Genomic DNA, 20,033 nt, shown 5'->3' on the forward strand with positions numbered 1-20,033 from the left:
GGGTTATAGGGTCGCCAGGTATTGGTGAACGAACTGAATGGCAATGGAGCCCTCGCCGACGGCCGAGGCGCAACGTTTGACGGATCCGAAGCGGACGTCCCCGGCGGTGAAGATACCGGGGATGCTAGTTTCGAGGAGGTAGGGATCGCGGTCGAGCTTCCAGGTCTCCCTGGCGTGTGCCTTGAGATCGGGACCGGCGAGGATGAAGCCCTTGGAGTCGGTCGCGATGCCCTTGGGAAGCCACTGGGTCTTGGGAGCCGCTCCGATGAAGATGAAGAGGCTGGTGGCGGGGCGATTTTCGATTCCCTGGGGCCCTTCGAGGGTGATGCATTCCAGGTGGCCGTTGCCGGCGAGGGCCTTGACCTGGGTGTTGGCCTCGACGGTGATGTTGGGGCGCGAGGCGATCTGATCGATGAGGTACTTGCTCATGCTTCGCTCGAGGCTGGGCCCGCGGACGATCATATGGACCTGGGCGGCGTGGCGGGAGAAGTGCATGGCGGCCTGACCGGCGGAGTTGGCTCCGCCGATGATGTAGACGGTCTCGTTGGCGCAGCCCATGGCCTCGGTGAGGGCTGCTCCGTAGAAGAGGCCGGCGCCGGAGAACTGGGTTTCGCCGGGAATGTCGAGCTTGCAGTAGTCGACGCCGGTGGAGAGGATGACGACGCGGCAGTTGATCTCGATGCCGTCGGACATCTTGACGAGGTGATAGCCGTTTTCGGAGCGGATGCACTCGACGCGCTGGGTGAGGAACTCGACTCCGAGGCGCTGGGCCTGGAGATAGGAGCGCTTGGCGAGTTCGTCGCCGGAGAGGCCTTCGGGGAAGCCGAGGTAGTTCTCGATGCGGGAGCTGGAACCGGCCTGTCCGCCGGGGGCGTAGGCGTCGATGAGGAGAGTCTTGAGGCCTTCTGAGGCTCCGTAGACGCCTGCGGCGAGGCCGGCGGGGCCGGCACCGACGATGACCACGTCGTAGTAGGCTTCCTGCGCCTGCGTGCGGAGGCCCACCTTCTGCGCGAGTTCGGTGGTGGTGGGCTGGACCAGGGCCGTGTTGTCGCCGAAGAGGACGACGGGGAGCTTGGCGTCGTCGATGCCTTTTTCGCAGAGGAGCGGCAGGGCTTCGGGATTGATCTCCGGGTTGAGCCACTTGAAGGGGATGCGATTGCGCGAGAGGAAGTCGCGGACGACGTGGTCGCCCTGGGCCCAGCGGACGCTGATGACCTGAATGCCGTCGTAGGGGGCTTTGTAGCCCTGATTCCAGGCCTGGAGGAGGTCGTCGAGGACCGGGTAAAGCTTTTCCTCGGGCGGATCCCAGGGCTTGTTCAGGTAGTAATGGATCTTGGCCGCGTTGATGGCGCGGATGGCGGCCTCGGTGTCGGCGTAGGCCGTGAGGAGGACGCGGCGGGCCTCGGGGAAGAGCGGCATGGCCTGCTGGAGGAAGTCGACGCCGGTCATGCCGGGCATGCGCTGGTCGGAGAGGAAGAGGGCCACGGTGTCTTTGCGGTCGACGAGCTGCCGGCAGATGTCGAGTGCGGCTGCGCCGGAGGCGGCGCGGACGATGCGGTAGTGCTCGCCGTACTTCCGGCGGAGGTCCTGGACGACGGCTTCGAGAACGCTGGTGTCATCGTCTACGGCTAATAGGATCGGCTTTGGCATTTGGCGTCCGGGTATTTGATACAGGTTAAGGAAGTTCCGTTGCAGAAAGGTTAGGCTTGCGGCTGATTGATCCCAGTTTAGCGGGGAGTCGTCTCGCTGTCAGGGACGGTATGTGTTGCAGGAAGCGCGGCTTGTACGATTTTAAGACACGAGACGGGATTACAGAGGCGATGGTCGATAAGGGGTGGGACGGCAGCAGGGGATCGCTGCAGGTATTTGGAGGTGGGAGACGATGAATCGCATCATACTGGCGGACAATCAGGCAATCTTTCGGGCGGGGGCTGCGCGGGTGCTATCGCTCGAAGACGACATGCGTATCGTCGCGCAGTGCGATGACGGGGCGAAGCTGGCAGCGGCGGTGGAGACGTTTCGAGGCGCGCTTGTGCTGTTTGCGCAGAGCCTGGGGCTGAATGCGATGGCGGTGCTGGCGCAGACGAAGTCCTGCGGGAGCCGGGCGATCATGATTACGGAGAACGGCGCGGAGATCCAGGAAGAGGTGGTGCGCGCGCTCGACGGGATGGTGACGAGGGCGATTGCGGGTGTGGACCTGGTGGACTGCGTGCGGAAGGTGGGCCGCGGGACGAGGTGCGTCCATGGAGCGAAGCTGACGACGCTGCAGGCTCCGGATGTTGTCGGGGCCCGGGTGAGGGACAGGCTGACGCCGAAGGAGCTGCAGATTGTCGCGCTGATTGTTCAGGGGTGCAAGAACAAAGAGATCGCCATGCAGCTCGGGACCAAGGAGCAGGTGATCAAGAATTACCTGCGGAGTATCTACGACAAGACGGGGGTATCGGACAGGCTGGAACTGGCACTGTTTACGATCCACCACCGGATTCTGGCGGAGGCTGCGGCGAAGGCGGGGAGTTTGTTGGCACGGAAGTCGGCCTAAAACAGGGATGAGTAGGCAGTAACCGGTACAGGAGCCTGGCCTTGGGTGAGGCCGAGGCTCCCGTTTTTATGCCCGGGTTGGAAGCAAGGGCTACGGCAGGAGCAAAAGCAGAGCAGAACCTTAAAGCTTTTCGGCTACGGATTTGGCCTGGGTGAAGAGGAGAAGGTAGTCCGGGCCGCCGGCCTTGGAGTCGGTGCCGCTCATGTTGAAGCCGCCGAAGGGGTGTGCGCCGACCATCGCGCCGGTGCATTTGCGGTTGAGGTAGAGGTTGCCGACGTGGAACTCGTGGCGGGCGCGCTCGAGGTGCTCGGGGGTCTGGGAGTAAATGGCTCCGGTGAGGCCGTACTCGGTGTCGTTGACGATGTCGAGGGCCTCGTCGAAGGACGTGGATTTGATCACGGCGAGGAGGGGGCCGAAGACCTCTTCCTGGGCGATGCGGGATGTGGGCTTGATGTCGGCTACGACGGTGGGGGCGATGTAAAGGCCCTTTTCCGGGGTGTCGATGGCATGGCCACCGGTGAGGATGCGGCCTTCGGCGCGAGCGATCTCGATGTAGGAGAGGACGCGGTCGTGTGCGGCCTGGTTGATGACGGTGCCGCCGTAGAAGTTCTCCGTCGGCGGGCCGGACTGGATGGTCTTGACGCGAGCGGTGAGGCGGGTGAGGAATTCGTCGTAGATGCTGGCGTCGACGATGGCGCGGGAGCAGGCGGAGCACTTCTGGCCGCTGAATCCGAAGGCCGAGACGGCGACGCCTTCGACGGCTGCGTCGAGGTCGGCGGAGGCGTCGACGAGGATCGCATCCTTGCCGCCGAGCTCGAGGATGGTGCGCTTGATGAAGTGCTGGCCCGGCTGGGTTTTGGCGGCCTGCTCGTGGATGTGGAGGCCGACCTTCTTGGAGCCGGTGAAGGCGATGAAGCGAACCTTCTTATGTTCGACCAGGGCGCTTCCGAATTCTGGGCCACCGATGGCGAGGGTGACGACTCCCTTGGGGAGGCCGGCTTCGTGCATCAGAGCGAGGAAGCGGGCGGCGATCGTCGGGGCGTCGGGGGAGGGCTTGAGGACGACCGTGTTGCCGGTGACGATGGACGCGGCGGTCATGCCGGCCATGATGGCAAGGGGGAAGTTCCAGGGCGGGATGACGGCTCCGACGCCGAGGGGGATGTAGCGGAGCTTGTTGGTCTCGCCGGGGTACTGGATGGGGGTGGTGGCAGCAGCGAGCTTTTCGGCTTCGAGGGCGTAGAACTCGAGGAAATCGATGGTCTCGCCGACGTCGGCGTCGGCCTCGGCGAAGTTCTTGCCGACCTCCCAGGAGAGCCAGGCGCAGAACTCGAAGTGGCGGTCGCGGATGAGCTGGGCGGCGCGGCGGAGGAGGGCTACGCGCTCCGGTGAGGGGACCTTGGACCAGGAGGCGAAGGCGGCCTGGGCGGTCTCGACGGCGTGGTCGACGTGCTCGGGCAGAGCCTCGGCGTGGCGGCCGATGACCTGGCTGGGATTCGCCGGGTTGGTGGAGACGATCTCGGTGGTGGTGGGGATGGTCTCGCCGTTGACGACGAAGGGGTAGGTCTGGCCGAGCTGGGAGGCGACCGCGGCGATGGCGGACTGCATCTTCTGCTTAGTCTCGGGGAGGGCGAAGTTCTGGAAAGGCTCGTTCTGGAAGGGGATGCTCATGTCACCTTGGATTTTACGCTTTGAGGCGTGTGTCCTGCGGAACGGGCGCCTGCGCGGGCGTCGGTCACTTCATGACGCGTATCCCGGTCGTGGCGCTGTGAAATCGTGCGGGCCTTCCGTTGGTCGGCAGGGAGTTTTGTTCTCGACCGACGGGAGAGCCACGACTCGCTCTAAAACGCACCGAGTTTGAAGGTGTCCTTGAGCAGGAGGGCGAACCAGAGGACCGGGGCGGCGAGGAGCAGGGCGTCGATGCGGTCGAGGATGCCTCCGTGGCCGGGAAGCAGGGTGCCGGAGTCCTTGACGTTGACGCCGCGCTTGATGGCGGACTCGAGCAGGTCGCCGAGCTGGGCGGCGGCGTTGATAAGGATGGCGAGCAGGGCGGACTGCCAGAGGGGTTCGGTGATGTGCATCGTCGTGATGCCTCGCTGGGCGAGTGTGTCCGACGCGAAGACGACGGCGAGGCCACAGACGAGGGAGCCGATGAGGGAGGCGGCAGAGCCTAGCCAGGTCTTGTTGGGGCTGAGGCGCGGGGCGAGACGGGCCTTGCCGAAGTTCTTGCCGATGTAGAGGGCGAAGATGTCGCCGGACCAGACGCAGACGAGGAGAAAGACAAGAAGCGCGGGGCCGTCTTCCTGCTTCCAAAGGACCGGGACCAGGGTCATGGGGAAGGCGACGTAGAGAAGGCCGAAGAGGCCCTGGGCGGTACTGGGAAGGACCGTGGCAAGGGGGGAGCGGAAGGCCGTCCAGGTGAAGAGGGTGATGGCGAGGGCGCTGAGGAGAGGGAGCTGGCCTTCGAGGGGCCAGAAGGGCATGAGGGGGAGGAAGAGGCAGGCCGTGCCGATGAGCATCCAGGCGAGGGGGATGCGGGCTCCGCCGGTCCAGGCGAGTTGGAGGTACTCAAACGCGGCCAGCTCGGCGACGAGGGCGGCGAAGAGAGTGATCATCCACAACTGGCCGAAGAAGATGAGGGCGAAGACGACGGCGATGAGAAGTACGGCGGTGAGGATTCGTGTCATGAAGGCTTTGGACAGGATATATCGCTGTGGCGGTACACGTGGGGATCGGCGGGATTTTTGCGGGGAGGATAAGGGGGGAGTTGCGCTGAGGCGGTCTTGCCCGCTTGGTGCCCGCTCCTGATAAAAGCCTCCGGAATGGGCACCCGGGTGGGTTGGCTAGGGGAGGGTGGGCTGTTGGAGGGAGGGAGGGTGGCTGACGCGGTAGGCTCCGTAGGCTCCGAGGGCTACCGCGCCGGCGATGCCTGCGATCAGGAAGATCTTGACGCCGGTGGGTGTGAAGGAGCGCGCATTCTTCTGGAGTGCGACGGTCTGGGTGGGAGTGAGGGCCTCGCCGTTGAGCTGGCGGAGCTGGGTGACGAGGACGTCGACGGACTCATCGAAGCCCTTGTCGCGGTTCTTCTGACGGCCACTGGCGTGGACGTTGGCCGTGGTGGTCCATAGCACGGCGTGGGTTTTGGGGTCGAGGAGGCGGAGGATGAGCTGCGGATTGTAGATGGGGCCGGTGTGGGCGGAGGCGTCGACGATGGGGGCGACGGCGCTGATCTCGAGGATGAGATCGGCTTCGGCGGGGGTGGGGACGAACTGGTAGTGGTTCCACTGCCTGAGGTCGGCGTAGAGGGTGTTGTAGGCGCGGTTGGGGCCGCCCGTGAAGGCGTCGTAGAGATTGGGTGCGCCGGCGTTCGAGAGGAAGATGGTGTGGGCGGAGGTGATCTGCGAGGGGAGTGGGGCCTGGGTGCTCGGGGAAGACTGAGCGCGGAGGATTGGGGTTGCGGCAAGAAGCAGGATAAGGGAGAGAGACAGCGAATTACGTAAGGTACAGCGCATACGGCTACCATCCTTGGTTGTGAGAACGAAGGCGGCGGGGAATAAGTTTCGGGGGATTGTTTCAGGCAGCGGTAACTGAGGAAAGATTGTTCAGCGGCAACCGCAGATTCCCTTCGGGGAAGACACACAAGAAAGGCAGCGACGCTAGCGGCGGGTGAGGGTTGAGGCGGTCTGGTCGAGTTGGGTGCTGATCTCTTCTGCGACTTCGCTGGCGGGTTGGAGGCCGGCGAGGTGTTCGTCGGTTCCTTCGCCGAGACCGCCGAAGCGGCGCTCGCGCTGCTGGTAGTTGGCGATGGCTTCGAGGAGGTGGACACCGCGAAAGTCGGGCCAGAGGCGCTCCGTGACGAAGATCTCCGAGTAGGCGATCTGCCAGAGGAGGAAGTTCGAGATGCGCTGCTCGCCGGAGGTGCGGATGACGAGGTCGGGATCGGGCATGTGCGCGGTGTAGAGGTTGTTGGTGATGTGATGCTCCTCGAGATGCGTATCGAGACCGTCGACCTGGAGCATGTCCTCGAGGGAGCAGCCGCGCTTGTGGGCTTCGGCGATGAGGTTGTTCAGGATGGAGCGGGTGGCGTCGATGATCTCGGAGCGGGCGCCGTAGTTGAGGGCCAGGGTGAGGGTGGTGCCGGTGTTGCGGGCGGTCTCCTCAGACGCCCACTGCATGGTGTCGCGGACCTCCTGGGGAAGCTCGTGGATGCGGCCGATGTAGGCCATGCGGACGTTGTTGGCGTTCATGCGCTCTACGTTGCCGACGAGGTAGTTCTTGAGGAGAGTCATCAGGAAGCTGACTTCGGACTTGGGGCGGCGCAGGTTGTTTTCGAGCGAGAAGGCGTAGAGGGTGAGCCAGGGCAGGTTGATGCGAGAGGCGGTCTCAACGACGTACTGAACGCTCTCGGCGCCCTGCTTATGTCCGAGGAAGCGCTTGAGGAGGCGCTTGCCGGCCCAGCGGCCGTTGCCGTCCATGATGATGGCCACATGCTGGGGCGCGCGCTCGGGGTCGAGTTGGGCGTAAACCGCCTGCTCCTCGGGGGAGAGCTCGTGGACGCGAGGAGGCTGAAATTGTGACTGGTTCGATTTCATGGCGCGCACAGGACCTCGCGAATAGACGCTAACACAATGATAGAGGCTGGGAACAGGGATAGAAAGCCGTCAGAACAAAAAGCAGAAGGGACGCCAACCCGGGCCACGGAGAATGACCTTGAGCTGCGTCCCTTACTTGCCTGATTCTTATGCGGTACGGCGGTGTCCGGAGGCGAGCTCGCGGACGTGATTGAGGAAGATCGAGCGCTGGAGGGCGTCAAGCTTGGAGGTGTAGGCGGCGATCTCGGCCAGGAAGGGATCGTTCATAAGAACGGCGGCCTCCTCCTGGTGACGGGTTTTGGCATCCCGGAGCAGGGCGCTCATGTCCACCTGGAGCGCCTTCGCGAGGCGATCAAGAGAGGAGAGCGTCGGCATGGCTTTGCCGTTCTCGATCTTCGAGATATAGGTGCGGGGAACGTTCATGCGCGCAGCGAGCTGACGCTGCGAGAGGTTGCGTACGTGCCGCAGATCGCGGACCGCATGCGCCACCTGGAGGCCGTTGTCCAACACGGGTGCTGCCGTCACAAGAGCGAGAGGAGCCGGGGCCGGGGGAGGAACCTCGACGACGATGCTCTTGTGGCATCGGCGGCACAGGGCATTGGCGGTGCGAAATTGCACCAGGCTGCAGTGGTCACAACGGAGAACCTCCCGCTGTTCGACAGACGCCATCATGGTTGCCATAAGTTGTGTGTAGCGGGCGGTGGCCAGAGCAAGGCACCGCAGCGGCCGTCAAGCGAAAGGACAAAGTCCGATAACGGAAGAACCGATGAGCCAAGAATGACACTGGGTACACGGAGAGTCAAGGGGGTATAGGGAAGAAACAAGGAGGAAAACCTAAAATACCCGAAGATGGAACCAAAGTAGTAACTTGTGTCTGGAGGCTTTATGAGTGACGGATTTACGCGGGAACGCGCGAAGGCGCTGCTGGAACAGTGGACGGCTTCGGCTTCGTTGGTGAAGCATGGGCTTTCGGTGAGCTGCTGCACGGAGGCGTATGGGGTTCTGGAAGCCGAGCGACTGGGACTCTCGGGGGCTCCGTTCGATGCGTTTGTGGACAAGTACGCGATTGCCGGGCTGCTGCATGACTTTGACTACGACCGGCATCCGTCGTTAGAGGAGCACCCTTATGTCGGGGTGAAGTTCTTGCGAGAGCAGGGCTGGCCGGAAGAGATTCTGCACGCGATCCTGGCGCACGCCGACTATACCGGCGCGGGGCGGGATTCGCATCTGGACAAGGCTTTGTTTGCGTGTGACGAGTTGTCGGGGTTTCTGACGGCTTGTGCTCTGGTGAAGCCGAGCAAATCGATCATGGATGTGGAAGTGGCGGGTGTGCGAAAGAAGATGAAGGACAAGGCTTTCGCGCGAGCAGTGTTGCGCGAGGACATTACGGGCGGCGCGGAGCTGCTGGGGATTCCGGTGGAAGATCATATCGGGAACTGCCTTCGGGCCATGCAGGCGAAGGCGGCGGAGTTGGGGCTGGCCGGGGTTCCGATTTAGCGGCGGTCGATCTTGGTTTCCTTGTTGGTTTTGATGGCGTAGGGCGCGGTGTTGACCTTCTCGTTGTAGCGGATATGCGTGTAGTGGGAGGTCTTGGTGTTGCCGCCGGGAAAGAAGATGATCTGCTTGATGGAGATGGCGCGGGTGGGATCGACCCAGATCTCGATATGGGAGAAGTTCTGGCGGACGGTGGGGTCCTTGGAGACGAGGTCGAGGTGTTCGACGGAGATGCCGTCGAGCTGTTCGGTGCCCTTGTCGGTGATGTCCCAAGTCTTGGCGAGGTCCTTGCCGCTGCCTCCGAAGGCGATGGCGAGGTAGGTGGCGGCCTGCGCAGAGCGGATTTCGGTGATGGTGTTGGGGCCTGGGTCGAAGACGCGGACGACGCCGTTCTTGAAGTCGACGAAGCGGGTGGTGGGCGGGTCAAGGCGGAGGCCCATCTCGGTGGAGGTTCCCTTGCGCTCGAAGTAGAGGGAGCCCTTGTCGGTGGTGGTGTCCTTGACGACGCGCTCGTAGGTGTCCTGGGTGAGGTCGGCCTGAGCGGACTTGAACCTGGCGGAGGCCGCGTCCATCTGGGCGAGGACGGTGGCCAGGTGATCGGGCTTGGCCTGTGGGGCGGCGAAGAGGGGTGTCGTGAGGAGGAAAGCTGCGGCGATGATGCTGTGCTTGGTCATGTTTGCTCCCAAAAGGTTCGACGCGTCTAGCGCAGGATCCAGGCGCGGTAGGCTACTACCTTTTGATGCGTGTCGTAGACGGATTCGTAGCGCTCGATGCGGACTTCGCCAGCGATGGGTTCGACGGCCTTGAGGATGGCGTTGCGACGGCCCTGGTCGGTTTCCATGGTGTCGGCTACGTTGGCGACGTCGTCGGCGCGGAGCTCGTAGAGGAAGCGGCTGGAGCCGTTGGGGCCGATGCCGGCCTCCTTGACGAGGACCTCGGAGGAGTGGAGGGCTGCGGTGTAGACGGGTTTGTCCTTGAAGTCGATGTAGTGCGGCGAGACGAAGAGGAAGATCAGGATGATCGTGACCATCACGTCGTAGTGGAAGCTGCCGCGGTCGTAGGTCCAGAAGATGTAGCGCTTGAGGGTGCCCATTTGTCTTAGCCCCTGACTTTCTTCTGCGTGATGTGGGTTTCGTGGTTCATGTAGGGGACGAGGACGTCCGGGATGCGGATGGAGCCATCGGGCTGCTGGTAGTTTTCGAGGATGGCGACGTAGGTACGGCCTACGGCGAGGCCGGAGCCGTTGAGGGTGTGGAGATACTCGGACTTCTTGGCGGCCGGGGACTTGAAGCGGATATTGGCGCGGCGGGCCTGGAAGTCGTGGAAGTTGGAGCAGGAGCTGATCTCGCGGTAGAGCTGCTGGCCGGGGAGCCAGACCTCGAGGTCGTAGGTCTTGGCGGCGCCGGCGCCCATGTCTCCGGCGCAGAGGAGCATGCGGCGGTAGGGCAGGCCGAGGAGTTCGAGGACGCGCTCCGCGTTGCGCGTGAGGGCCTCGTGCTCGGCGGCGGAGTCTTCGGGCTTCGCGAATTTGACGAGTTCTACCTTCTGGAACTGGTGCTGGCGGATCATGCCGCGGACGTCGCGGCCGTAGGAGCCGGCTTCAGAACGGTAGCAGGGGGTGTAGGCGCAGAAGCTGATGGGAAGCTCGGCCTCGTCGAGGGTCTCGTCGCGGAAGAGGTTGGTGACGGGGACTTCGGCGGTGGGGATGAGCCAGTGGTCGTTGTCCTGGAACTGGCCGGGGATGTAGGGGCCTTTGTCGTCACAGTGGAACTGGTCTTCGGCGAACTTGGGGAGCTGTCCGGTGCCGAAGAGGCTCTTCGAGTTCACCATGTTCGGCGGCAGGACCTCGGTGTATCCGTGCTCGCGTGTGTGCAGGTCGAGCATGAAGGCGGCGAGGGCGCGTTCGAGGCGGGCTCCCTGGCCGAACTGGACGACGAACCTTGCGCCGGAGATCTTGGCGGCGCGGTCGAAGTCGAGGATGCCGAGGGCTTCGCCGAGCTCCCAGTGGGGTTTGGGGTTGGCGATCTCGGGAAGGGTGCCCCAGCGTTTTACCTCGACGTTGTCGTCGGCGGACTTGCCTTCGGGTACGTCGTCGGCCTGGAGATTGGGGAGGGCCTGGAGGATGGTCTGGAGCTTCTGGTCGGCCTCGGCGGCGGTCGCTTCGAGCGTTTCCAGCTCCGTCTTCAGGGACTTGGTCTGCTCGGTCGGGGCGGTCGCGTCCTGACCGGCTTTGCGTAGCCTGGCGATCTCGTTGGTGAGATCGTTGCGTTGCTTTTTGACGGTTTCGAGCCGGGTGATGGCTTCGCGGCGGTCGCGGTCGATGGTGGCGAAGTCGGCGAGGAGGGTGGGGTCGGCTCCGCGGGCGTGCAGTTTCTTTTGGACCGTTTCAAGGTTGGCCCGGACGTAAGCTAGATCGATCATCGCTGTCGATTTTAGCTGGTTTGGTGGGGTGGATGCTTGTTGCGCGTTGGACCTCTCCCTGGTGTTTTTGGGTTAAAGTATTCGATCCAATGGGTTTAGCGGTGGACTTGTCCGGTTAGAGGTTGGAAAAGATTGTGGGGTAAGGCGGGAAAAAGAGATAACGGCCTGGGGCGCTGGTTCTATTGTGCGCTTTGATGGAGGGCTGTTGGCTCATGGGTATCTCTTTTGCTTTCTGTGGGTTGGAGGGGATGGGGGCTTGACAGGCGCGAAGAGGTTAGGATGGTGCGCATGAAACGGATCGGGTTGGTGATGGTGCTGCTGCTGGCTTGTCCTGGGTGGGCGGCCGGGGTGCGGGTGGTGAATGCAGGGATTGCGGGGCAGAACAGTGCGGAGGGGCGGGCTCGATTTGCGCACGATGTGCTGGAGGAAAAGCCTTCGGTTTTGCTGCTTTATTTTGGGGTGAACGACCTGGCGAATGAGCCCAAGTTTCTTCCGGTGGAGCAGTATGTGGCGAATATGGCCTGGATGATCGATGAGGCGCGGGCGCATGGGATTGTGGTGGTGGTTTCGACGATCCAGCATGTGGACGCCGTGAAGGTGATGACGCGGCATAAGGCTGAGTCGTTTGGGGATGAAGGGGTGAATGGGAAGGTCGACCGGTACAACCGGGCTTTGCTGGCGATGCTGCGGGAGAAGAAGGTGGCGGTGGCGGACTTTCAGCGGAAGCTGGACGCGGTGGGTGGGCCTACGGCGGCGTGGAGTACGGATGGGACGCATTTGACGGTGAAGGGGTATGAGTTGCTGGCTCAGACGTTTTTGCGGGCGATGCCGCGGGTGGTTTCGGGGACGGTGGTTTGTCTGGGCGATAGCTTGACGTATGGGGTGCCGTGGAGGACGAAGGAGAGGGATTCAGTGGAGACGTATCCGGCGCAATTAGAGAGGATGTTGCGGTAGATGTGTCGACTTCCTTGTGGGTTCCGTGGAACCCACATCCCAGATGCGGGATGTGGGGCACCCGGTTTGGTGGCGGTTGCTAGGATCTGTTGATGACGAGGGTTTGGACGGACTTATAGGTGATCTCGGTATCGTCTCCATGGAGGGTGACGGTGGCGGTGGCGCTGGTTCCGATCTTTAGAGGAAGCCCGGGGAGATTCCAAGTGCTGGCGGTGATGTCTCCGGGATTGATGCCGGGTGCGTGAATCAGGAAGGTGACATCGCCTGCGGTGAAGATCGCGATGCCTCTTTGGCTGGCGGTGGCGTCGATGGGTGGGGTGTGGGTGATGTTGATCCAGCCGATGGCACCGGAGGGGGTGCGCCACTGGATAGTGGCGGGGTGGAACTGGGAGTGGCCGTCTACGCCTACGGTTTGATGAGTGGATTCGGCTCCGAAGAGGACGTCGGTGCCGATCCAGGCGGTGGCTTTGCGTTGGTCGGTGATCTGGCGGGTGACCTGATGGGGGCCGGCGAAGTGTTCGAATTTGGCCCTGGCGGCGGACGGGACGGGGGAGCCCAGGAGGACGACCATAGGGACGAACCAGTTGTCGAGGGCGTGGTCTCCGGTGGCGGTGAGGGCCGGGAGAGGGGCTTTAGCGGCGGGCAGGAGGGTGCGGATCCAGAGGCCCATGAGGGAGGTGTAGGTCTCCATGTCCATGCCGTAGGAGCGGTCGTAGGGGCCGGCGATGTTGCGGAGATTGGGCTGGTAGAAGTCGGCGATGTCGGTCCAGAGGGTGGCTTCCATCTCGGCGCCGTGGGCGCGCATGGCGGGGGAGCTTCCGTAGATGCGCCAGAGACCGAGGCCGTAGAGATCCGTGCCGTAGTAGGTGGGGGAGTTGTACTCGCCGAAGGCGTTGTGGAGTTTGAAGAGGCGGTAGACTTCGGCGTTCCAGGCGGTGGCTTCGGCGAGGCGGCCGGTGTCGTGGTTGTGGGCGGCGATAAAGTCCCAGAGGGCGCCGTACATGAGGGCGGGGTTGGTGTAGGTGGGGGTGAGGCGGCCCTCCTGCTTTTCGCCCTTTACGGCGATGTCGATGGACTGGTAGAGACGCTGGGCGAGGGCGGCGGGGATGCGTTCGGGGAAGTCGGCGAGGATCATCTGGAAGGTGGTGCCGATGAAGACACGCCAGTTGGGGTCGAACTGGTTGAAATCGATGGCGTTTGCGGGGGGAAGGGGCTCGGAAGGGGTGCGGCGGAAGGTGCCGTACCACTTTGTTTTGGGGTCGAGGTACTGGTTGGCGAGGACGGCTTCGAGGGCGGCGGCGGCGTTGGCGCGGTCGCCGTTGGCATCGCGGAGGAGGAGTCCAAGGGCGTACCAACTGGTTTCGCGGACGACGAGGCGGGGATGATTGTTTTGACCGGGGAAGTTGACGAGGTGGGTGGTGGGGTCGAAGTTGGCGTCGGCTACGCGCATCATGTCGGTGAAGAGTTCAAGGGAGTTCTGGGGGAGTTCGGAGGGGTGGTGGGGGCGGGGGGCGGCTTGGAGGGGGAGGATGATGGTGAGGAGAGCAAAGAACAGGCAACAGCAAAAGCGAAATGCGGGGGTCTCTCCGCTGCGCTTCGCTCCGGTCGAGATGACGAGAGCTCTTGGCGTGCCATTCGAAGAAGCAAATTCCTTTGGATAGTTGGGGTTCATTGGGATGCCCTCTGCGTTTGGTTTGGAATGGCGACCTGCGAAGGATAACCTACAGGAGACGAGTACGTTGTTTGGGGGCCTGATGAGCAAAGCAGTGGATATGGCGGTGACGATCGCGGGGGTGAACTTCCGGTCGCCGGTGATTGCAGCCAGTGGGACTTTTGGGTATGGGGTGGAGTTTGAAGAGATCATCCACATGGAGAAGATCGGCGCGTTCGTGACGAAGGGTTTGTCACGGGAACCGATGGCTGGGAATAACGCGCCACGGATTATTGAGACGTCGGCCGGGATGATGAATGCGATCGGTCTGCAGAATATGGGGGTGCGGGCGTTCTGCGAGGAGAAGATGCCGGTGCTGCGGCGGATGCAGGGCGCGGTGGTCATTGCGAATGTGTTCGGGTTTACGAAGGAAGACTGTGTGGAGGTGATCCGGGTGCTGAACGATGCGCCGGGGATTGTGATGTACGAGCTGAATGCGAGCTGTCCGAATACGAGCCATGGGGGGATGGTGTTTGGGACGGATCCGGATCTGCTGGGAGAGCTGGTGTACGCGTGCAAGAGGGCATCGCAGAGGCCTTTGCTGGTGAAGCTGAGTCCGAATGTGACCAGTATCGGGACGATGGCGAAGGTGGCGGAGGCGGCGGGTGCGGACGCGGTTTCGCTGGTGAATACGTTCGTTTCCATGTCGATCGATGTGGAGACGAGGCGGCCCCGGATTGCGAATGTGACGGGTGGGCTGTCGGGACCGGCGATCAAGCCGATCGCGGTGCGGATGGTGCATGAGGTGTCGAAGGCGGTGAGGATTCCCGTGGTGGGGATGGGTGGGATTGTGCGGGCGGAGGATGTGGTGGAGTTTATGTTGGCGGGGGCTACGGCGGTGGAGGTGGGGACGGCGAGTTATGCGGATCCGCGGGCGGTGGAGGTGATCTCGAATGGGCTGCGGAAGTGGTGCGGGGCGCATGGGGTGACGGATGTGCGGACGCTGACGGGTGGGATGGTGCGGTAGGCGTTGTTGAAGCTTTGGGCGTGAGCCCGCATTCGCTGCGATGAAGGGGGGCACGGTGCGCGGTTGCCCAGGATTTCTGAGGCGCGTTGAAACCCACATCTCAGAATCGAGATGCGGGCACCCGGCTTTGCGGCTCGTTTGCACTAAAATTCAGGAGTGAAAACTTTTGAGAACGACTCTCCCTCTGGCGTGATTGCTTCCACTTCCTCCGATTCGACCGATGGTTTGCGGCGAGTACGGCGGGCTTTGCTTTCGGTGACGGACAAGACGGGCGTGGTGGAGTTTGCCCGGGGACTTTCGAAGTTTGGCGTGAAGCTGGTTTCGACCGGCGGGACGTGGTCGGCGCTCAGGGCCGGTGGGCTTGAAGTGCAGGAGATCTCGGGGTTGACGGGGTTTCCGGAGATGCTGGATGGGCGGGTGAAGACGCTGCACCCGAAGGTTCATGGCGGGATTCTGCATATTCGCGGGAACGCGGAGCATATGGCTTCGGTTGAAGAGCATGGGATCGAACCGATCGATATGGTCGTGGTCAATCTTTATGCGTTTGAGAAGACGGCAGGGAAGCCTGGGGTGAGTTTCGCCGAGGTGGTCGAGAATATCGATATTGGCGGGCCTTCGATGGTGCGGTCGGCGGCGAAGAATTTTGGCGATGTGGCGGTGGTGACCTCTCCCAGCGACTATGACGCGATTCTTGCGGAGATGACGGAGACGGATGGGTCGCTGGGGTACGACACGCGCTGGATGCTGGCGAAGAAGGCGTTCGCGGTGACGGCTGCGTATGACTCGGGGATTGCCACGGCGCTGGAAGCGGTGGAGACGCCGGCGGGCAAGGCGAAGTTCGTGGACGATGCGCTGCCTCCGGTGCTGCGTGTGGTCGCGCCATTGCAGCAGGCGTTGCGGTATGGGGAGAATCCGCACCAGACGGCGGGTTTGTATGCAGATGGCTCGGGCAAGGGCGTTGCGGGCGGGAAGCAGTTGCAGGGGAAAGAGCTTAGCTATAACAACCTGGTCGATCTGGATGCGTGCTGGGAGCTGGTGACGGAGTTCGATCCGTCGGAGGCTGTGGTCGCGATTATCAAGCACACGAATCCATGCGGGGCTGCGGCGGGCACGACGGTGCTGGAGGCGTATACGCGGGCGCTGGAGGCCGATCCGATCTCGGCGTTTGGGGGCGTGATCGGGATCAATCGCGAGGTGGATGGAGCAGCGGCGGAGGAGATTGCGAAGCTGTTCGTGGAGGCGATTGTGGCGCCCTCCTTTACTCCTGAGGCGCTGGAGCGGTTTGCGGCGAAGAAGAATCTGCGGTTGGTGCAGATCGATCCGGTGAAGACGAAGCGGGTGATCAAGCAGATCTCGGGTGGGTATCTGGTGCAGGATGCGGATCGGAAGTCGGTGACCGAGGCGGAGCTGCAGGTGGTGACGGAGCGGGCTCCTTCGCCTGAAGAGATGAAGGCTCTGCTGTTCTCGTGGACGATCTCGAAGCATGTGAAGTCGAATGCGATTGTGTATGGGCGGTATGCCGAGGGCTTTGGGCAGACGGTTGGGATCGGCGCGGGACAGATGAGCCGGGTGGCCGCGGCGGAGTTTGGGGCTCAGAAGGCTGTGCTTCCCCTGGCCGGATGCGTGGCGGCCAGCGATGCGTTCTTTCCGTTTGCGGATGGTCTGGAGGTTGTCGCGAAGGCGGGGGCTACGGCGGTGATTCAGCCGGGTGGCTCGGTGCGGGACGCGGATGTGATTGCGGCGGCGAATAAGCTGGGCGTGGCGATGGTGTTTACGGGGGTTCGGCACTTCCGGCATGGATGAGGCAGAGCCTAGTAGGGCAGGTGCGTTGACCGATGCGACGGATTCTCGGATGGACTCCCCACCTTCGCGAACGATGATGCCGTCGCGAAGGTGGGGCACACTGTTTCGCAGGACGGTCGCATTGGTATCGGTGTCTATTGTTTGGCACCCAAACCGTGTATTGTGTCGTCTAAAGTATTGTTTCAGGATTGTTTCGTTCGGATCGTACTGTTTCTTGCCGCAACGCGTTGTTTTTGGCCTGTTTACTTATCCGCGGCACCAAGGAAACTACTGCTTATGACCATGCCGTTCCTGCGCTCTGCTTTGCGTCGTCTCTCGTTCGTTCCTGTTGCCTCTTTTCGCATGTGGACCCCTGCGGTTGCCCTTCTTCTGGTGACGACCGCGGCTGTGGGGCAGGCTCCGGCCAAGCCCGCCGATGCGGTGAAGACGCCGGACCGGGCCTCCTCGTATTACCACTACGGGTTGGCGCATCTGTATGAAGAGATGGCGGTTAATGCCGGACGCCCGGACTATGCGACGCAGGCTGTGGAGCAGTATAAGCTGGCGCTCGATGCCGATCCGAACTCGTTGCTGTTGCAGGATGGGCTGGCGGATCTTTATTTCCGGCTGGGACGGATTCGCGAGGCGGTGCAGGCCGCGCAGGAGCAGGTGGGACGGAATCCGGACGACATTGCAGCGCATGAGTTGCTGGGTAAGGTCTATGTCCGTTCGCTGGGCGATATGCAGGGTGCGCAGGCGGCGGAGATGTTGAAGCTGGCGATTGGCGAGTACGAGAAGCTGGTGAAGCTGAAGCCGAAGGATGTCGAAGCAAAGCTGGTGCTGGGACAGCTCTATGGGGTCGATCACGACTCGGTGAAGGCGGAGAAGCAGTTCCGCGCGGCGCAGGGGATCGATTCGAACTCGGAGGAGGTCGTGTTGAATATGGCGCGGCTGTATACCGAGGAGGGTAATCCGCAGCGTGCGGTGGATGTGCTGGTTGGGGTTCCCGAGACCGACCGTACGGCGCGCATGGAGTTTGCGCTGGCAGCGACCTACGACCAACTGAAGAAGCCTAAGGAAGCGGCTGCGGCGTACAAGCGGTCGCTGGATATGGAGCCGGACAATCTCGACGCGCAGAAGGGGATGGCGAGCGCGCTGCTGCTGGATGGGCAGTTGGACGAGGCGAAGAAGTCGCTGGATGTGATTCTGGCCGCCGACCCGCAGGATGTGCAGTCGCAGATTCATCTTTCGGAGATTCAGCGTCGGCAGGGGCACTATAAAGAGGCTTTGGCTACGCTGGAGAAGGCAAAGACGCTGGCTCCGGACAATGCGGAGTTGAGCTACAACGAAGCTTTGCTGTACGACGCGCTGGGTGATTTTCCGTCGGCGATCGCGGGGCTGGACAAGCTGATTGCGGCGTCCACGCATCCGGAGGGGAACTACTCGGAGCAGGAGAAGGGGAACCGCTACCTCTTCCTGGATCGCGAGGCTTCGATCTACCGCGAGGAGAACAAGAGCACGGAGGCGATTGCGGCGTACAAGCTGATCGTTGCGCTGGGCGGAGATTTTACGATTCGCGGGTACCAGGGCGAGGTCGATACGTATCGCGAGTCGCACCAGTTCAAGGAGGCGACGGCTGTTGCGGCCGAGGCTGCGAAGGCGTTTCCGAAGGACAAGAATGTGCAGTTGATGTATGCGCAACAGTTGACCGATATGGGCAAGGTCGAGGAGGGCATGGCTCTGGCCAAGGCGCAACTGACCGGCACGACGGATGACCGCGATGTGCATCTGCAACTGGCGGTGATGAAGATTCGGCTGCGGCAGTTCAAGGAGGCCGGGGCAGAGCTGGATATCGCGACGGCTTCGGCGAAGCGTCCGGAAGAGAAGCGGTACATTACGTTCCTGCGGGGCGAGCTGTACGACAAGTCGAAGCAGTATGACCTGGCAGAGGCGGAGTTCCGGAAGGCCCTCGCGGCCGATCCGAAGGACCCGGCGATTCTGAACTACCTGGGCTATATGCTGGCGGACCGGAATGAGAAGCTGCCCGAAGCGCTGGAGATGATCAAGACGGCGGTGGAACTCGATCCGCAGAACTACGCGTATCTGGACTCGCTGGGCTGGGTGTACTTCCGGATGGGTCAGAATGCGCTGGCCGAGCAGAATCTGCACAAGGCGATTGAGCGCTCGAGCGCGGACGCTACGGTCCACGATCATTTGGGCCAGGTGTATGAGAAGACCGGTCGTCTGAAGCTGGCGGTGAGCCAGTGGGAGAGGGCGATGACGGAGTATGCGCAGTCGCTGCCGGCGGACTCCGATCCTGAGGATGTGGCGAAGGTGCGGCACCAGTTGGATGGGGCGCGTGTGAAGCTGGCCAAGGCCAACGTGGCGAAAGAGCCGAAACAGTAGCGATAGCACGGCCTCTTGGGTGAGGCTTTGAAGACGGGATAGAATACGGAAAGATGATTCGTCAATCAGTTGTATTGCTCGCTGCCTCTCTCTTTGCTGTTTCCGCTCATGCTCAGTTGGCTGGGTATGCCACTCTGACGGTGTCCCGGATGTCGAACCTGCAGAGCTCGCCTTATGCGGCTCCGCTGGCTCCCAACCCGATCGACAATTCGTTCAATCCGCTGGGCGGCACGTTTGGTGCTTACTACGACTTCAAGACGCTTGGGCCGGTTCGCCTGGGTGTGGATGCGCGTACGATGCTGCTGACGACGAAGCAGGGCGCGGAGAGCGGATACAACGGAGTCGGTGGCAAGGTGTATTCGTACCTGGGCGGCGTGCGCGGTACGTTTCATACGCCTCTGAAGGCTTTCGAGGGGTATGTGCAGGGTTCGGCGGGCCTGGGTCAGTCGAACTATGGCTTTCCTCCCGCGGCGATCGCGGCGGTCACCAAGGAGACGAACACGCCCGCTTCGCGCATTATCTACAAGAACAACTTCGAGTATCACGCGTTCGTCGGCCTGCAGTTGCATGTGACGCCGATTGCGGAGTGGCGCGTGTTTGAGGTGGGCTATGGGGCTCTCTCGGGCGGCGGCCATACGTATCCGTTGCAGAGCGTGAGCACGGGCGTGGTGTTCCACTTCCCGGTGGCGCAGTAAGGGTTCGCGGTAAAATACAGGCTATGGGCACACAGAACACAGGCTATACCGACGACCACGCCAAGGCAGGTCTTGACCACGAGTTTCCCTCGATCGATACGTGGGAGAACCAGTTTCCGGGATATGAGATCCTGATTGACGATCCAGAATTCACCAGCGTGTGTCCGAAGACGTCGCTGCCGGACTTTGGCGTGCTGACGATTCGGTACTCGCCGCGGAAGAGTTGCCTGGAGCTGAAGTCGCTGAAGGAATATCTGTTCCACTATCGCAATCTGGGGATCTTCCAGGAGAACATCGCGAATCAGGTGCTGAACGATATCGTGAAGGCTACCGATCCGGTTTGGGCTGAGGTGAAGGGCGACTTCCGGCCGAGGGGTGGGATTTCTACTGTGGTGACGGCTCGGTATCCGCGGCCTTCGGAGAAGTAGAACAGGCAACAGATTATAGGGAAAAAGCGGAAAAGGCAGGAAAAAGA

General features: G+C 62.3%; 18 protein-coding genes. 8 read left to right on the top strand and 10 right to left on the bottom strand.

Annotation, left to right across the window (positions count from 1 at the left end):
- Positions 1 to 3: 3 nt before the first annotated feature.
- Positions 4 to 1,650 carry an NAD(P)/FAD-dependent oxidoreductase gene (locus BM400_RS11205; protein ID WP_089839245.1) on the bottom strand — a complete coding sequence of 549 codons (1,647 nt, stop codon included), beginning with the start codon at positions 1,648 to 1,650 and terminating at the stop codon, positions 4 to 6.
- A gap of 232 nt (positions 1,651 to 1,882) precedes the next feature.
- Here BM400_RS11205 and BM400_RS11210 point away from each other — a divergent pair, with 232 nt between their 5' ends.
- Positions 1,883 to 2,539, top strand: coding sequence for a response regulator transcription factor (locus tag BM400_RS11210; RefSeq protein ID WP_089841777.1), 657 nt, complete (start codon positions 1,883 to 1,885; stop codon positions 2,537 to 2,539).
- Between the two features lie 120 nt (positions 2,540 to 2,659).
- Here BM400_RS11210 and pruA read toward each other — a convergent pair whose 3' ends face one another.
- The 5 genes from pruA to BM400_RS11235 form a co-directional block, all read right to left on the bottom strand.
- Positions 2,660 to 4,207 (bottom strand): L-glutamate gamma-semialdehyde dehydrogenase, encoded by a 1,548-nt coding sequence (gene pruA / locus BM400_RS11215; protein ID WP_089839246.1) that lies wholly within the window; start codon positions 4,205 to 4,207, stop codon positions 2,660 to 2,662.
- Between the two features lie 170 nt (positions 4,208 to 4,377).
- Positions 4,378 to 5,223, bottom strand: a complete 846-nt coding sequence (locus BM400_RS11220) for a phosphatidate cytidylyltransferase (protein ID WP_089839247.1) — start codon at positions 5,221 to 5,223, stop codon at positions 4,378 to 4,380.
- A gap of 156 nt (positions 5,224 to 5,379) precedes the next feature.
- On the bottom strand, positions 5,380 to 6,048 hold the full coding sequence (locus BM400_RS11225; RefSeq protein WP_089839248.1) for a DUF4136 domain-containing protein: 669 nt from the start codon (positions 6,046 to 6,048) through the stop codon (positions 5,380 to 5,382).
- Between the two features lie 144 nt (positions 6,049 to 6,192).
- The gene (uppS, locus tag BM400_RS11230; RefSeq protein ID WP_089839249.1) at positions 6,193 to 7,128 is read right to left on the bottom strand and encodes a polyprenyl diphosphate synthase; all 936 of its coding nucleotides are present in this window, start codon (positions 7,126 to 7,128) and stop codon (positions 6,193 to 6,195) included.
- Positions 7,129 to 7,275: 147 nt separating this feature from the next.
- Positions 7,276 to 7,809 carry a helix-turn-helix domain-containing protein gene (locus tag BM400_RS11235; RefSeq protein ID WP_089839250.1) on the bottom strand — a complete coding sequence of 178 codons (534 nt, stop codon included), beginning with the start codon at positions 7,807 to 7,809 and terminating at the stop codon, positions 7,276 to 7,278.
- A 204-nt stretch (positions 7,810 to 8,013) separates the two neighbouring features.
- Here BM400_RS11235 and BM400_RS11240 point away from each other — a divergent pair, with 204 nt between their 5' ends.
- Entirely contained in the window at positions 8,014 to 8,625 is a 612-nt protein-coding gene (locus BM400_RS11240) for an HD domain-containing protein (RefSeq protein ID WP_089839251.1), read from the top strand.
- Here BM400_RS11240 and BM400_RS11245 read toward each other — a convergent pair.
- The 3 genes from BM400_RS11245 to serS are packed head-to-tail and all read right to left on the bottom strand — an operon-like array spanning position 8,622 to position 11,043.
- Positions 8,622 to 9,296 carry a LolA family protein gene (locus tag BM400_RS11245; protein ID WP_089839252.1) on the bottom strand — a complete coding sequence of 225 codons (675 nt, stop codon included), beginning with the start codon at positions 9,294 to 9,296 and terminating at the stop codon, positions 8,622 to 8,624. The genes BM400_RS11240 and BM400_RS11245 overlap by 4 nt on opposite strands.
- Before the next feature lie 26 nt (positions 9,297 to 9,322).
- Entirely contained in the window at positions 9,323 to 9,715 is a 393-nt protein-coding gene (locus BM400_RS11250; protein WP_089839253.1) for a hypothetical protein, read from the bottom strand.
- A gap of 5 nt (positions 9,716 to 9,720) precedes the next feature.
- The gene (gene serS / locus BM400_RS11255; protein WP_089839254.1) at positions 9,721 to 11,043 is read right to left on the bottom strand and encodes a serine--tRNA ligase; all 1,323 of its coding nucleotides are present in this window, start codon (positions 11,041 to 11,043) and stop codon (positions 9,721 to 9,723) included.
- 288 nt (positions 11,044 to 11,331) lie between these two features.
- Between serS and BM400_RS11260 the strand changes: the two genes are divergently transcribed.
- Complete coding sequence (locus BM400_RS11260; protein WP_175528982.1) at positions 11,332 to 11,997, top strand: SGNH/GDSL hydrolase family protein; 666 nt, start codon at positions 11,332 to 11,334, stop codon at positions 11,995 to 11,997.
- 79 nt (positions 11,998 to 12,076) lie between these two features.
- Here BM400_RS11260 and BM400_RS11265 read toward each other — a convergent pair whose 3' ends face one another.
- Positions 12,077 to 13,669: a hypothetical protein gene (locus tag BM400_RS11265; protein WP_089839256.1), complete on the bottom strand. Its 1,593-nt coding sequence runs from the start codon at positions 13,667 to 13,669 to the stop codon at positions 12,077 to 12,079.
- A gap of 82 nt (positions 13,670 to 13,751) precedes the next feature.
- Between BM400_RS11265 and BM400_RS11270 the strand changes: the two genes are divergently transcribed.
- From BM400_RS11270 to queF, 5 genes are all read left to right on the top strand, one after another.
- A complete protein-coding gene (locus BM400_RS11270) occupies positions 13,752 to 14,675 on the top strand; it encodes a dihydroorotate dehydrogenase (protein WP_245781820.1) in 924 nt (307 codons plus the stop codon).
- 189 nt (positions 14,676 to 14,864) lie between these two features.
- The gene (gene purH / locus BM400_RS11275; RefSeq protein WP_425432406.1) at positions 14,865 to 16,478 is read left to right on the top strand and encodes a bifunctional phosphoribosylaminoimidazolecarboxamide formyltransferase/IMP cyclohydrolase; all 1,614 of its coding nucleotides are present in this window, start codon (positions 14,865 to 14,867) and stop codon (positions 16,476 to 16,478) included.
- Between the two features lie 276 nt (positions 16,479 to 16,754).
- Entirely contained in the window at positions 16,755 to 18,863 is a 2,109-nt protein-coding gene (locus BM400_RS11280; protein WP_089839257.1) for a tetratricopeptide repeat protein, read from the top strand.
- A 53-nt stretch (positions 18,864 to 18,916) separates the two neighbouring features.
- Positions 18,917 to 19,558: a hypothetical protein gene (locus tag BM400_RS11285; protein WP_175528983.1), complete on the top strand. Its 642-nt coding sequence runs from the start codon at positions 18,917 to 18,919 to the stop codon at positions 19,556 to 19,558.
- 23 nt (positions 19,559 to 19,581) lie between these two features.
- The gene (gene queF / locus BM400_RS11290) at positions 19,582 to 19,986 is read left to right on the top strand and encodes a preQ(1) synthase (RefSeq protein ID WP_089839259.1); all 405 of its coding nucleotides are present in this window, start codon (positions 19,582 to 19,584) and stop codon (positions 19,984 to 19,986) included.
- Positions 19,987 to 20,033: the final 47 nt, after the last annotated feature.

The organism is Granulicella pectinivorans, assembly GCF_900114625.1.
Taxonomy (GTDB): Bacteria; Acidobacteriota; Terriglobia; order Terriglobales; family Acidobacteriaceae; genus Edaphobacter; species Edaphobacter pectinivorans.

What these genes read in the sequence shown, in the direction of transcription:
- queF (WP_089839259.1), top strand. Translation starts at nt 19,582, where the DNA reads ATGGGCACACAGAACACAGGCTATACCGACGACCACGCCAAGGCAGGT.
- BM400_RS11245 (WP_089839252.1), bottom strand. Translation starts at nt 9,296, where the DNA reads ATGACCAAGCACAGCATCATCGCCGCAGCTTTCCTCCTCACGACACCC.
- BM400_RS11260 (WP_175528982.1), top strand. Translation starts at nt 11,332, where the DNA reads ATGAAACGGATCGGGTTGGTGATGGTGCTGCTGCTGGCTTGTCCTGGG.
- BM400_RS11265 (WP_089839256.1), bottom strand. Translation starts at nt 13,669, where the DNA reads ATGAACCCCAACTATCCAAAGGAATTTGCTTCTTCGAATGGCACGCCA.
- BM400_RS11250 (WP_089839253.1), bottom strand. Translation starts at nt 9,715, where the DNA reads ATGGGCACCCTCAAGCGCTACATCTTCTGGACCTACGACCGCGGCAGC.
- BM400_RS11220 (WP_089839247.1), bottom strand. Translation starts at nt 5,223, where the DNA reads ATGACACGAATCCTCACCGCCGTACTTCTCATCGCCGTCGTCTTCGCC.
- BM400_RS11235 (WP_089839250.1), bottom strand. Translation starts at nt 7,809, where the DNA reads ATGGCAACCATGATGGCGTCTGTCGAACAGCGGGAGGTTCTCCGTTGT.
- uppS (WP_089839249.1), bottom strand. Translation starts at nt 7,128, where the DNA reads ATGAAATCGAACCAGTCACAATTTCAGCCTCCTCGCGTCCACGAGCTC.
- BM400_RS11270 (WP_245781820.1), top strand. Translation starts at nt 13,752, where the DNA reads ATGAGCAAAGCAGTGGATATGGCGGTGACGATCGCGGGGGTGAACTTC.
- BM400_RS11225 (WP_089839248.1), bottom strand. Translation starts at nt 6,048, where the DNA reads ATGCGCTGTACCTTACGTAATTCGCTGTCTCTCTCCCTTATCCTGCTT.
- pruA (WP_089839246.1), bottom strand. Translation starts at nt 4,207, where the DNA reads ATGAGCATCCCCTTCCAGAACGAGCCTTTCCAGAACTTCGCCCTCCCC.
- BM400_RS11285 (WP_175528983.1), top strand. Translation starts at nt 18,917, where the DNA reads ATGATTCGTCAATCAGTTGTATTGCTCGCTGCCTCTCTCTTTGCTGTT.
- BM400_RS11240 (WP_089839251.1), top strand. Translation starts at nt 8,014, where the DNA reads ATGAGTGACGGATTTACGCGGGAACGCGCGAAGGCGCTGCTGGAACAG.
- BM400_RS11205 (WP_089839245.1), bottom strand. Translation starts at nt 1,650, where the DNA reads ATGCCAAAGCCGATCCTATTAGCCGTAGACGATGACACCAGCGTTCTC.
- serS (WP_089839254.1), bottom strand. Translation starts at nt 11,043, where the DNA reads ATGATCGATCTAGCTTACGTCCGGGCCAACCTTGAAACGGTCCAAAAG.
- BM400_RS11280 (WP_089839257.1), top strand. Translation starts at nt 16,755, where the DNA reads ATGACCATGCCGTTCCTGCGCTCTGCTTTGCGTCGTCTCTCGTTCGTT.
- BM400_RS11210 (WP_089841777.1), top strand. Translation starts at nt 1,883, where the DNA reads ATGAATCGCATCATACTGGCGGACAATCAGGCAATCTTTCGGGCGGGG.